Origin of the sequence: Ensifer sp. (assembly GCF_035999185.1) — a bacterium.
In the GTDB taxonomy this organism is placed as follows: domain Bacteria; phylum Pseudomonadota; class Alphaproteobacteria; order Rhizobiales; family Rhizobiaceae; genus Ensifer.
On sequence record NZ_DASYHB010000172.1, the window covers coordinates 54461 to 67125 of the forward strand.

Annotated in this window: 11 protein-coding genes; 9 read left to right on the top strand and 2 right to left on the bottom strand. The window is 64.7% G+C overall.

Annotated elements, in window-relative coordinates; all coding sequences use genetic code 11:
* Positions 1-35 precede the first annotated feature (35 nt).
* The 8 genes from VGO04_RS23670 to VGO04_RS23705 all read left to right on the top strand — a co-directional run bounded on the left by VGO04_RS23670 (position 36) and on the right by VGO04_RS23705 (position 9320).
* Positions 36-449, top strand: a complete 414-nt coding sequence (locus VGO04_RS23670; RefSeq protein ID WP_327498409.1) for a DUF1636 domain-containing protein — start codon at positions 36-38, stop codon at positions 447-449.
* Positions 450-471: 22 nt separating this feature from the next.
* Positions 472-1278, top strand: a complete 807-nt coding sequence (locus VGO04_RS23675) for an ABC transporter ATP-binding protein (protein WP_327498410.1) — start codon at positions 472-474, stop codon at positions 1276-1278.
* On the top strand, positions 1275-2228 hold the full coding sequence (locus VGO04_RS23680) for an ABC transporter substrate-binding protein (protein WP_327498411.1): 954 nt from the start codon (positions 1275-1277) through the stop codon (positions 2226-2228). Before VGO04_RS23675 ends, VGO04_RS23680 begins: the two co-directional genes overlap by 4 nt.
* Before the next feature lie 3 nt (positions 2229-2231).
* Positions 2232-3299 carry an iron ABC transporter permease gene (locus VGO04_RS23685; RefSeq protein ID WP_327498412.1) on the top strand — a complete coding sequence of 356 codons (1068 nt, stop codon included), beginning with the start codon at positions 2232-2234 and terminating at the stop codon, positions 3297-3299.
* A gap of 105 nt (positions 3300-3404) precedes the next feature.
* Positions 3405-3998: a DUF924 family protein gene (locus VGO04_RS23690; RefSeq protein WP_327498413.1), complete on the top strand. Its 594-nt coding sequence runs from the start codon at positions 3405-3407 to the stop codon at positions 3996-3998.
* A 128-nt stretch (positions 3999-4126) separates the two neighbouring features.
* Positions 4127-6925, top strand: coding sequence for a mechanosensitive ion channel family protein (locus tag VGO04_RS23695; RefSeq protein WP_414650592.1), 2799 nt, complete (start codon positions 4127-4129; stop codon positions 6923-6925).
* 167 nt (positions 6926-7092) lie between these two features.
* Positions 7093-7371, top strand: a complete 279-nt coding sequence (locus VGO04_RS23700) for a hypothetical protein (RefSeq protein WP_327498414.1) — start codon at positions 7093-7095, stop codon at positions 7369-7371.
* A 389-nt stretch (positions 7372-7760) separates the two neighbouring features.
* A complete protein-coding gene (locus tag VGO04_RS23705; protein ID WP_327498415.1) occupies positions 7761-9320 on the top strand; it encodes a caspase domain-containing protein in 1560 nt (519 codons plus the stop codon).
* 62 nt (positions 9321-9382) lie between these two features.
* Here the strand turns inward: VGO04_RS23705 and VGO04_RS23710 are convergent, their stop codons facing one another.
* Complete coding sequence (locus tag VGO04_RS23710) at positions 9383-10132, bottom strand: hypothetical protein (RefSeq protein WP_327498416.1); 750 nt, start codon at positions 10130-10132, stop codon at positions 9383-9385.
* A gap of 225 nt (positions 10133-10357) precedes the next feature.
* Here VGO04_RS23710 and VGO04_RS23715 point away from each other — a divergent pair, with 225 nt between their 5' ends.
* Positions 10358-11119: an MBL fold metallo-hydrolase gene (locus tag VGO04_RS23715; protein WP_327498417.1), complete on the top strand. Its 762-nt coding sequence runs from the start codon at positions 10358-10360 to the stop codon at positions 11117-11119.
* A 33-nt stretch (positions 11120-11152) separates the two neighbouring features.
* On the opposite strand, the gene VGO04_RS23720 is transcribed toward VGO04_RS23715, so the two are convergent.
* Positions 11153-12562: an adenylate/guanylate cyclase domain-containing protein gene (locus VGO04_RS23720; RefSeq protein WP_327498418.1), complete on the bottom strand. Its 1410-nt coding sequence runs from the start codon at positions 12560-12562 to the stop codon at positions 11153-11155.
* Between the last annotated feature and the right edge of the window lie 103 nt (positions 12563-12665).

Below are 12665 nucleotides of genomic sequence, written 5' to 3' on the forward strand. Positions count from 1 at the left end.
GCCATCTCCTGCCGTCAGTCCGGCGGAGAGAGACGATGGCCGAGCCGACTTCACGACAGCACAAGATAACGGTCTGCACCGATTGCCGCTTTACCGGCGGTCCCTGCACGCCCGGCGCCGAGCTCATCAAGCGGCTCAACCGCAGCATCGCCACGCTCGGTGAGCCGCTCGACCGCGATTTCTCGATCGCCGGCACCGTCTGCATGGCGGCCTGCACGCGTCCCTGCACCATCGCTTTCCAGGCGACCGGCAAGGCGACCTATCTCTTCGGCGACATCTCGCCCGAAGAAAACATCGACGATCTCGTCAGCTTCGCCACCACCTATGCCGAGCGCGGCGACGGCATGACGCGGGCCGCAGAGCGGCCGCGCGGGCTGAAGGGCAAGACGCTCGCCCGCATTCCGGCGGCCATGCTCGTTTCCGAAGACATCGGCGGGTGCTTCCAGTGAGCGCGCGGGGAGGGACAGGCTCATGAGCTGCACCGAGACAGGCGCTGCCCTTCACGTCGAAGGACTTTGCTGGGGCCCGCGGCCGGGGCTGACCCTGGTCGAGGACGTCGACTTTTCGATCGCGGCAGGCAGCCGGCTTGCGATCCTCGGGCCGAACGGTGCTGGAAAGACCTCGCTGCTGCGTTGCCTCTACCGCGCGGTGCAGCCGGATGCCGGCCGCATTGCGGTCGACGGTGTCGATCTCTGGTCGATTTCGGCGCGCGAAGCGGCAAAGACCATCGCCGTCGTGCTTCAGGAAATGCCCGGCGACTTCCCCTTCAGCGTGCGCGACGTGGTGATGATGGGGCGTATCCCGAGGCGGGAGGGCCTGAGCGGCTGGAGCGAGCTCGACCGCGAGCGCGTGCTGCACGCGCTCTCCCATCTCGATCTCGTCCATCTTGCCGGGAGGCAGTTCGCGACCCTTTCGGGCGGCGAAAAGCAGCGGGTGCTGATCGCCCGGGCGCTTGCCCAGGAGCCGCGCATCATCATCCTGGACGAGCCGACCAACCATCTCGACATCCGCCACCAGCTCGAGATCCTCGAACTCCTGCAGACGCTGAAGCTGACGATCGTCTCGACGCTGCACGACATCAATCTCGCCGCCGAGTTCGCGACCGACATCGCAATCGTCACGGCCGGACGGCTGACCGCCTTCGGGACGCCTGAGGAGGTTTTAAGCCCCAGAGCGCTTTCCTCCGCCTTCGGCGTCACCGCCACCGTTCACGGCACGGCCGCCGCCGGCAGTGCCCGCTTCTCCTTCTCACTTCCTCGACAGGGATCGATTTCATGAAGATCAACATTGCCTCCTCCACCTTCCTTTTCCTCCTTGCAGCCGCAACGCCGGCGCTCGCCTATCCGGTCACCGTCAAGAGCTGCAACCGCGAAGTGACCTTCGACGCTGCCCCGAAGCGGGCGATCGCCAATGACGTCAACCTCGTCGAAATGATGCTGGCGCTGAGATTGCAGGACCGCATGGTCGGCTATACCGGCGTTTCCGGCTGGAAGACGCTGGACGAAAAGCTGCGCGAGGGTGTGAAGGAACTACCAGAGCTTTCCGAAAAGTATCCGACCAAGGAAGTGCTCTTGAATGCCGATGCCGATTTCTTCTTTGCCGGCTGGAACTACGGCATGAAGGTCGGCGGCGAAGTCACGCCCGAGACCTTGGCGCCGTTCAAGATCAACGTCTATGAACTGACCGAAAGCTGCATCCACGTCATGGCCAAGGCCAAGCCGACGATGGACGACATGTTCGTCGATCTTCTCAACCTCGGTCGCATCTTCGGCGTCGAGGACCGGGCGCAGGCGCTGGTCAACGGCTATCGCGCCCAGCTTGGCGAGATCACCAAGGCGAATGCCGGCAAGGCCGACCCGACCCGCGTCTTCGTCTACGATTCCGGCGAGGAAAAGCCGTTCACATCGGGCCGCTTCGGCATTCCGACGGCGATGATCGAGGCTGCCGGCGGCACCAACATCATGGACGACGTGGAAAAGAGCTGGGTGGAGGTCTCCTGGGAGCCGGTGATCGAGCGCAACCCTGAGGTCGTCGTCATCGTCAACTACGGCGAGGTGAAGGCCGAAGACAAGATCGCCTTCATGAAGAACAACGCCGCCTTCAAGAATGTCGATGCCGTTAAAAACGACCGCTTCGTCGTGCTCGACTACGTGGAAGCAACGCCGGGGCCGCGCAACGTCGATGCGATCGCCCGCCTTGCCAAGTCCTTTCACGGCGAAGGCCTGTAAACGATGCTGGCTGAGGATGCGTCGCCTGGTGCCGTCGCCGTTTCACGTCTAGCGTCGGCGCGGGCGCTGAAGGTCGGGCTCGGCTTGCTGGCGGCGGTGCTGCTGCTTGCCGTGACGATCACCGCCGGCGTGTCGCTCGGCTCGGCGCCGATCCCGGTTGTGACCGTCTGGTCGATCGTTGCGAGCAAGCTCGTGCCGGGCAGCGTCGAGGCCTTCTGGTCGGCGGGGCGAGAAAGCATCGTCTGGGACGTGCGCCTGCCGCGCGTCATCCTGGCGGGCTTCGTCGGCGCGGGGCTGGCATTGACCGGTGCCGTGCTGCAGTCGGTCACCCGCAATCCGCTCGCCGATCCGCATCTGCTCGGCGTGTCCTCGGGCGGGGCGCTCGGCGCGATCATTGCGTTGCTCCACACCGGGCTGATCCTCGGCTTGGCCACGGTGCCGCTCTTTGCCTTTGCCGGCGCGCTGCTTGCGACCCTGCTTGTTGCCTACGTTTCGCGCGTGCTTGGCTCCAGCGCCGATCGCCTCGTGCTGGCCGGCGTCGCTGTCGCCTTCGTGTTAACATCCATCGGCAACCTTATGATTTTCCTCGGCGATCCCCGAGCGACACATACGGTGATCTTCTGGATGCTCGGCGGCCTCGGACTGGCGCAATGGACGCAGCTCGTCTATCCCGGCGTGGTGCTTTTCCTTTCGCTCGGCTGGCTCTCAATAAGGGCGCGCGAGATCAATGCGCTGGCCATGGGTGACGAAACCGCGATGACACTCGGCATTCCCGTGCGCCGGTTCCGCCTGACGCTGTTCATCGTCACCGCGCTTCTGACCGGGGTGATGGTGGCCTTTTCGGGCGCGATCGGCTTCGTCGGACTGATGGTGCCGCATTTCGTGCGGCTTCTGGCCGGCAGCGACAATGTGCGGGTCATTCCGCTCTCGGCCTTCTTCGGGGCGCTGACATTGATCCTTGCCGATCTCGTCGCCCGCGTCATCATGGCGCCGGAGGATATGCCGATCGGCGTCGTCACCGGGCTCGTCGGCGGCATCGCCTTCGTTGCCATCCTCAAGCGACGCGCGTAAAGCGTGCGGGCGGACAAGCCGGTTATGGACATCTGCCTTATGGACATCTGTTTATGGACGGGGGCCGTTCCCGGCCTATGTCCTAGCAGGACCTGAGACGCGCCGATGGGATCGGCGACAGAGACGCATAGGGAGCACCGAGTGAACGAAGCTGACATCTGCACACCGGACGACGTCCTGAAATTCTGGTTTGAAGAGCTGAGTTATGACGACTGGTTCGGGACGAGCACGGAACTCGACCAGACCTGCATTCGGCGCTTCCAGGCGTCGCACTTGGCGCTTGCCCGCGGGGTTGGCGATATCTGGCGGGCAACGCCGGAAAACCGGCTGGCGGCGATCCTCCTGCTCGACCAGGTGCCGCGCAACATGTATCGCGGCACGCCGCTGGCCTTTGCCACCGATTGCCTGGCGCTGCACGAGGCGAAGCTCGCCGTCGGTGCCGGTGCCGACATGGCGATCAAGCCGGAATGGCGCGTCTTCGTCTACCTGCCTTTCGAGCATTCGGAAAACCTCACCGACCAGACCCTGTCGGTTAAGCTCTTTACCGAGCTTGGCGATGCCTCGTACCTCGACTACGCCATCCGGCATCGTGAGGTGATCGAGACATACGGGCGGTTTCCGCATCGCAACGCCTTCCTCGCGCGTCAATCCACCGAGGCCGAGTTGACTTACCTGGCGCAGCCCGGAGCCGGATTTTAACGGAAAAGCGGCCGCCGCCGGGCATTTATCGCCGTTCTTTGCATCTTTCCGCCGTCTTTCGTATTCACATCAAAATGCGAAGACGGCCGGAGCGATTCCGGACCACGGTCTCAAAACCTGCAAGGATCATGAAATTGCGTTCTGTCGGAAAACTGCCCGCCATTCTCCTCTGCCTGCTGGCGCTTGCCGCCGGCGGCCCGGTCATGGCCCAGAAGGCGGCGCAACCGGCCCAGGCAACGGCACAGGCAGCGACCGGCCAGAAATCCGCTCAGCCGGCGCAATCGCCCCAATCTTCCCAGACCGCAACGCAGCCTGCAAACGGCAAGCCTGCGCCGGGGACCGCTCAGCCCGCTGACAACGCAGCAACGCCCGGTGCTGCAGAGCCGGCGGCGACGGCCACGCAGCAGCCGGCTGCAAACGCTGCCCAGCCGGCGGCCGATGCCGTGCCGGCGGATGCGACGCCGCCGGCCCAGAGCCAGGCTGCCGAGCAGCTTGCCAAGGCCGGCGACGAACTGAAGGGGCTCACCGACCGCGTCGAGAAGGCCAAGGACGACGACATCGTGCTTGCCGACCTCAAGGTTCAGGTCGATGCGCTCGCCAAGCAGATCATCGGCGTTTCGGTTTCGACCCGCCCGCGGCTCGACGAAATCAAGGCGCGCCTCACGGAACTCGGCGATCCGCCGGCCGAAGGTCAACCGCCCGAGGCCGACATTGTCACGGCCGAGCGCAAACGGCTGATGGCCGAGCGCGGCGCCATCAATGCGCTGACCGGCGAGGCCGAGGGTCTTTCGATCCAGGCGACGAAACTTTCCAACACCATCACCGCTACCCGTCGGGCGTTGTTTTCCAACACGTTGCTGAAGAACACCGAAGTCTCGACCGGCATGTTCGACGACGCGCTGACGGCGACGGCGGACGAAACCCGCGTGCTGTCGCGCAGCGTCGGCAGCTGGCTGAGCTTTGCCTGGAACTACAAGCGCGTGCCGCTGCTGACGGCGCTGTTCCTGTCGCTGCTCGCCGCACTCGTGTTCCTATCCGGCAGCCGCAGGCTGTTTCGCCCGCTGATCGAGCATGACATCACCGATGAGGAGCCGAGCTACTTCCGCCGCCTGTCGGTTGCCTTCTGGTCGACGCTGATCCCGACGATCGCCTCGGCGGCCTTTGCGATCTCCAGCTTCCTGTTCCTGCGTGGCTTCAATGTTCTGCGCTCCGACATCGCGCCGATCATCGCCATCACGCTCGGGGTGGCCGTGGTCGTGTTCTTCGTCACCAGGCTTGCCCAGGCGGTGCTTTCGCCGCGCGATGCGCGCTGGCGGCTGGTCAGGGTGTCGGATCGCGGCGCCCGGATGCTGATGATCGCCATCTTCGCCATGGCGCTGGTCAACGGCCTCGACTACCTCTTCGGTGGCGTCAGCGAAGCGCTCGGCTCGCCCGTGGTGCTGACCGTCGTCAAGAGCTACATCGCCTCCATCGTCATCGGCCTCATCATCATGGCCTCGGCCTGGATCAAGCCGACGCTCAGGAAGGACGAATCCTTCGACGCGCATGGGCGCGCCTGGCCGCGGCTCGTGTCGTTCGCGCTGCTGGCGACCGGCGCCTTGCTGATCATTGCCGCGGTGTCCGGCTATGTCGGCCTTGCTCGCTTCATCGCTACCCAGATCATCATCACCGGCGCAATCGTGGTGACGATGTATATCGGCATCCTCACCGGCCGGGCGGTTGCCAAGCAGGGCGCCTTTGCCGAAACCGCGGCCGGGCGCTACCTCGAGCGGCGCTACAATCTGGAACAGGTGGCCCTCGACCAGATCGGGCTTGCCGCGGGCCTCAGCATCTACGCGCTCGTGGTGATGTTCTTCATCCCGCTGATCCTTTTGCAGTGGGGCTTCCAGATCGCCGACATCGAATCCTGGGCCTACCGGATGGTGACCGAGATCAAGATCGGCTCCATCACCATTTCGCTGGTCGGCATTCTCGCGGGCGTGCTGTTCTTCGCTCTCGGCTACGCCGTCACCCGTTTCGTCCAGCGCTGGATCGACGGCAACATCATGGCGCGCAGCCGGGTGGACGCCGGCGTGCGCAACTCCATCCGCACCGGCATCGGCTATACCGGTGTCGGCCTGGCCGGCCTCATCGGCCTGTCGGCGGCGGGCATCGACCTCTCCAACCTCGCGCTCGTTGCCGGTGCTCTCTCGCTCGGCGTCGGTTTCGGCCTGCAGAATATCGTCTCGAACTTCGTCTCGGGGCTGATCCTCTTGGTCGAGCGTCCGTTCAAGGTCGGCGACTGGATCGTCAGCGGCACGACGGAAGGCTTCGTCAAGCGCATCTCGGTGCGCGCGACCGAGATCGAGACCTTCCAGCACCAGTCGATCATGATGCCGAACTCGCTGCTCATCAACGCGTCGGTCGGCAACTGGACGCACCGCAACAAGCTCGGCCGCTCCGAGATCGCCGTCACCGTCACCTATGCCAGCGACCCGCGCCGGATCATGGAGCTGCTTTCCGAGATTGCCGCCGCCCACCCGATGGTGCTGAAGAACCCGTCGCCGAGCGTCGGCTTCACCGCCTTTGGCGACGAGCGCCTGACCTTTGAACTGAGGATCTACGTGGCCGACGTCCTGACCGGCGGCGGCGTGCGCAACGACCTGCGCATCTCGATCTACGAGCGCTTCCGTGACGAGGGCATCGGTGCGCCGTTCCCGGTCAAGATCGAGGACGTTCCGGTCGAGGACCAGACCGGCATCGAGAGCCACCATCCGGAGAAGGTGGGCGAGCCGAAGGGGGCGACGCCGGCCGAGGACAGGGCGTCCGCCAAGGCTTCCGCTTCAGACAAGAAGACGGCTTCCGCGGCACCGCTCGACGAGGAGCAAGACGCACAAGAGACGAGCAGCCGCCGGACCGCCAGCCGCAGATCGAATCCCAACCGCTGATAAACGGAGCATTCAGCGCCCATTCAGCCTGCTTGCCATAAAAAGCATGCAATTCTTCTGGTGACCGACTACGTTGTCATCGGCTGAAGAGGTGGCCGGCGCAGCGTCGCGAAACCGACGGTGCGGCCGGGTCGACGAGAGGGCGGCGCCTTACGCGCCGATGGGCAATGAAGAAATTTGTGATTGCTTTGCTTTCCGGCGTGCTTGTGACCGGCGTAATGGCTGCTCAGGCGGCATCTGCCGCAACCGTCACCAACAAGGACAGCGAGACCGCCGTCCTGGTCGTGGTTGAGGGCGAAAGCCGCGTGGAAGTGGCGATTGCATCCGGCGCCACCGAAATGATCTGCCCGAGCGGCTGCTTCGTGACCGCACCGAGCGGCGACCGCATCGGCCTGCAAGGCGACGAGAACGTCGAGATCGTCAACGGCAACGTCGTCGTCAAATAACCCACCATCCTCAAGGCAACGGCGCTGCCGACGTGCCGCCGTTGCCGGGCAATCATCCGAAAGCACGCTCATCCACCTGTTCGTCTAGACGACGCGGGGCAGGTGGCTCGCGCTCGCAAGGACCGCTGGACAGCGCAAATGCAGTGAGCCGTCGTGGCCCGCTCGCTTTCCTTGCCGGCCGCTGCAATCGCTGGTCGCTCAGGCCTAATCCCATTGGATGATCGAATGAACCGCCGGCCTCGCTCGTCATGGTAACGAAGCGAGGCTGGGCGTTGGCGCTCACGTCCTCACGTTGACACGACCCGCTGCAGGTAGCACGCTCAGCCATCAGGACCGTCGCGAATTGCGGGGGTCTGCTGCGTGCGCCAGCGGATTGCCGGAGGGGAGCCATGCCATTCCTTCGCATCGCCTTGTCGTTTTTGCTCGTGCTTTGCGCATCGCAGGCACTGGCTGAAAAGCGCGTGGCGCTGGTGATCGGTAATGCGGCCTATCAGAACGTCGCGCCTCTTCCCAATCCCGGCAACGACGCTGAGGACATGGCGGCCAAGCTCGAGGGGCTCGGCTTTGAGGTGGTGCGTGGCAGGGATCTCGACCTTGTCGGCGTGCGCCGCGCGGTGCGCGATTTCGTCGGCCGGCTCGACGGTGCCGACCTCGCGCTGTTCTTCTATGCCGGCCACGGCCTTCAGGTGGACGGCGAAAACTATCTGGCGCCCATCGATGCCAAGCTCGGCTCGCAGGTCGATCTCGAATTCGAGGCGGTGCCGATGAATTTGATCCTGACCGCCATGGAGCGCAGCACACGGGTGAACGTGGTGCTGCTCGACGCCTGCCGCGACAATCCGCTCGCCGTCAATCTCGCCCGCTCGATGGGCACGCGCTCGGCCTCGGTCGGCCGCGGCCTTGCTAAGGTCGGTACCGGCATCGGCACGCTGATCGCCTTTGCCACCCAGCCCGGCAACGTCGCGCTGGACGGCGTCGGCCGCAACTCGCCCTTCACCTCGGCGCTTCTCAAGCATCTCGGCCAGCCGGGGCGCGACATCACCCGCGAGCTGATCGACGTGCGCCGCGACGTCCTGGCGGCCACCGGCGGCAAGCAGGTGCCCTGGGACAATTCCTCGCTGACGGGCGAGGTGGTGCTGAAGCCGGCCGCCGCCGGCGAGGCGGCACCGGCACGGGAGAAGAACGGCGAGCAGGCGGCCGAGCTTGCCTATTGGGAGACGATCAAGGACGCCACCGACCGCGACCTGTTCGACGCCTATCTGCAGCAATATCCTCAGGGCGTCTTTGCATCGCTCGCCAAGGCCAAGATCGCGATCATCGAACGGACTTCGGTCGCCAGGGCCGATCCGGCCGCCACGGCCACACCGGACGTGGGGGTGATGGCGTCGGTCGATCCCACGGTCCGCGCCGGCCAGGACGGAACTGCCGACCGTGTGCTCGCTCGTTCCGTGCAGGTGGAGCTCAACCGGCTCGGCTGCCGTGCAGGCGGTGAGGATGGTGTCTGGGGTGCCGGCAGTCGCAAGGCACTCGAGGCCTATGCGAAGCACGGAAAACTCCAGCTCGCGACGCTTGAGCCTTCAAGCGACGTTCTCGAACGCCTGAAGGCCGAGAAGCAGCGGATCTGCCCGCTCGCCTGCGCGCGCAACCAAGAGATCAAGGACGGTGCCTGCGTCACCATCCGCCGCGAGGCCAAGCTGCCGTCGCCTGCCGAGACGCAAGGCGTTACGAAGACACCTCAGAAGAGCACGCGCACGATTACCCCGCCGGCCGAACTGCAGAAGAAGAGCTTCGCCAACTGCCCCGCCAATGCCGATGTAGCGTTCCGCCAGATGTTCTCTCGCGGCTCCGGCCGAGGCCGCATGACCATCACCGCCACCCATTCCTGCGGCCGCGCCTTTGCCTGCCACCGTACCGCGCGCGGCCAGCCCTGGGATTGCGGCTGGCGGTGAGGGGGCAAGGACGATGGAGCCGGGTCAAGAAGGCGGAGTGCGGATCGACCAGCGGCAGGGCTTCACTCGCGCTGGCTCAAGCCCTCCGCGCCGGCCTTCGCTTGAACCGCGCCTGCCGATGCGCTTGATTGATTGCGATTGCCCCAGACGAAATAGATCGAGGCAGCGACAAACAGCGCCAGCGGCAGCATCGGATAGAGCGTGAGGTGCTCGATGTAGACGAGTGTCCTCACGAGGGAGAAGAACACAATCACTCCTTGGAGCCCCAGCGCTAGAAGCCAGATCTGGCAAACGACAATGCCGATGCCCATCGCCGTCAGAAAGACGAGCACGCAAGACCAGAGGGCGTAGGCGACCGCATGGTGGCCCATGCTCGGCTTGCGCGATCCAGGCAGCAGGCTGAGCGCGACGAGCGCGATCACGGCGCCGATCAATGCATGCGGCACAAGCGCCTTGCCGAGCAGGCCGGCGGCGAAATCGGTGGCGCGAAGTGCGCCGGTGACGATGCCGACGGGGACGTTGGCGAGCGCCAGCAGCGCAATGCAGATACCGATCGCGGCGGGCATGCCAAGCGCTTTGGCGCGTGCAGTCGAGATTTTCGCCAGCCACGCGGCAAACATAATATAGGCCGCGGGTATCGCCCAGGCGGCAAGCATGACCACGAGCTCTCCGGTTTCCGCTTCGCCGGAAGCGCCGAGAAGGCGAGCGAAAGTCGGAACGACAAAAGAGAAGGCCACGATGGCGCCAACGAACAGTCCAAGGGCCGTTCCCCATGCCTGCGCGCAACATGTGCCGCTGTTGGTCCCTTCCACGTCGGAAACTCCAGGGAGTTGATCGTAACCGCTATCCATCATGGGCGAAGTTAAGAACGGCTTTCAAACACTGGTTGCGGTTTGATAGCTTTCTCATTCCGTCGCATGTCGCGCATACTGACCGACGATGAGCGACGCAGGCGCAATTTCTGGGCTTGATTTCACCGCGGCTTGCGCAAGGATCGCCGCAAAGGTCAAAGCCGGTTCCGGCAAGGGAGAACGTTCATGAAACTCCAGCTTATTCGCAATGCCACGCTCAAGTTCGACTATGCCGGCCACACCATTCTCATCGATCCGTTTCTGGGTCCGAAGGACAGCCTGCCATCCTTCGCCGGGCATTCGCCCAACCCGACGGTCGGGCTGCCGATCGCGATCGACGAGATTCTTGCCGGCGTGGAGCTCGTGATCATCTCGCATCTGCACGAGGATCACTTCGACGACACCGCCAAGCACCGGGTACCGAAGGGCTTGCCGATCTTCTGCCAGCCGGGTGACGAGGAGGCGATCCGCGCCGCCGGCTTTCGCGACGTGACGCCGCTTTCCGGCGAGGCGCGTTGGCAAGGCCTGAAGCTCACCCGCCGTGACGGCAGCCACGGGCTTGGGCCCGTCGTGCAGGACATGGGGCCGGTCATCGGCTTCAGCCTGGAGGCCAAGGGCGAACCGTCGGTCTACTGGGCCGGCGATACGGTCTATTACCCGGCGATCGAAAGGACGATCCGCGAGACCAAGCCGGGTATCGTTGTCACCCATTCCTGCGGCGCGAAGTGGAACGGCGATCTGATCGTCATGGACGCGACCCAGACGATCGCGGTCTGCGACGCCGCCAAGGGCAGTGTCGTCGTTGCCACCCATATGGAAGCGCTCGATCACGCGACGGTCAGTCGGCAGCAACTGCGGGCGGCTGCCGATGCGCATGGCATCCCCTTGACGAAGCTGGCGATCCCCGCCGACGGCGAAGTGCTGACGCTGATCCCGCCAGTTGTCTAGTTCTGGCGATGTCCCGGGGCATGCCGGCCAACCCTAGGGAATGGAGAAAATGCTGATCTCGTTGGTGATGCCCCTGAGCGCCACGTTGTGCGACTGCGGATTGAGGCCGCGGTCGGTCAACAGGCTCGAGGCACGGGGGTCTTCGAGCACGGCGCTGGTGGCGAAGATTTCGCGCGAGGTGGCGAGATGCTGGACGCGCGAGGCGATGTTGACCGTCTGGCCGAAATAGTCCTGGCGCTCGTTGAGGTTGACGGCGATGCACGGCCCCTCGTGGATGCCGATCTTCAACAGCAGGTCCTCGGCGCCGCGCGCGTCGTTCAGTTCCCGCATCGCGTCGCGCATGCGCATGGCGGCGGCCACCGCCCGGTCCGGCGTCGGGAAGGTCGCCATGACGGCGTCGCCGATCGTTTTCACCACCGCGCCGGCCTCGGCCGCGACGATCTCGTTGACGACGGTGAAGTGGGTGCGCACCAGATCGAAGGCGGCGAGGTCGCCGACCCGCTCGTAAAGCTCGGTCGAGCCGCGCAGGTCGGTGAAGAGGAAGGTGAGGCTGGTGATCTTCAGCCGCTGGTCCACGTCGATCGTGTCGGTGCGGTAGATATCGCGGAAGGTCTGGTTGGAGAGCAGCCGCTTGGCCGTGAGGAACGGGCGGCGGCGACCCAAGATGTCGTGCAGGGTGTCGTTGGCGACGCAGACCGAGGGCAGGGTGCGCACATCCGTGTGGTTCTCCACCTGGATGCGCAGTGGCCCCGGCTGCATGGTCAGCGCCTCGTCGTGGCGATGGCCGCGGTCAAAGACCAGTGACAGCGAGCGCCGCTCCTTGGTCGGTTCGCCCTTGACGTCGATGAATTGCGCCGCATGCGTCACCGGCTCGAAGATGATGATGAATTCGGGCGGCAGTTGCAGCGAGATGACGGCCTTTTCGCCGGGCGGCAGCTCCAGCGACTCCAGCACGAAATCGTCGATCCGGGCCTCGTAGTCCTCTTCCGGCAGCTCGATGCCGGAGCCCCAGTAGATCTGGCGGAAATATTCGTGCGGCGACAGTTCGTGCGGGTTGTGCGCCTCGATGTGCCTGACGCGCGGGTTCACGGTGAAGGTGACCTCCACCATCTCGTCGAGCGTCGGCTCGTAGCCGGCGGCGCAGAGCGAGCATGTGTAGGTGTCGCTTTGCACGGTCTTCAGCGATGTGTTGCTGTCGAGAACACCGCCGCAGCCCGGGCAAAGCACGTTCCACGACAGCTCGAAGAGGCCGAGGCGGGAGGCGTGCAGGAAGGCGGCAATGACCTTTTCTTCGTCGAGCCGGTGCTCGGCGGCAAAGGCGAGTGCATTGACACGGCAGAGCTTCCGATCCGGCGCTTCCCGGACAAATCGCTCAAATACGCCGGCGATTTCAGGCTGCACGGTTTGGCGCAGCATATCGAACAGAGGCTGGGCTTCACTCATGGTGGTATCTTATACCGAAAAATGCCCGTAGGGCAGACGGATAATCAACATGGTTTCGCGTCGAAGACAGCCCTCGTGGTCTGCTGCACGGCGGCGTTTTCGT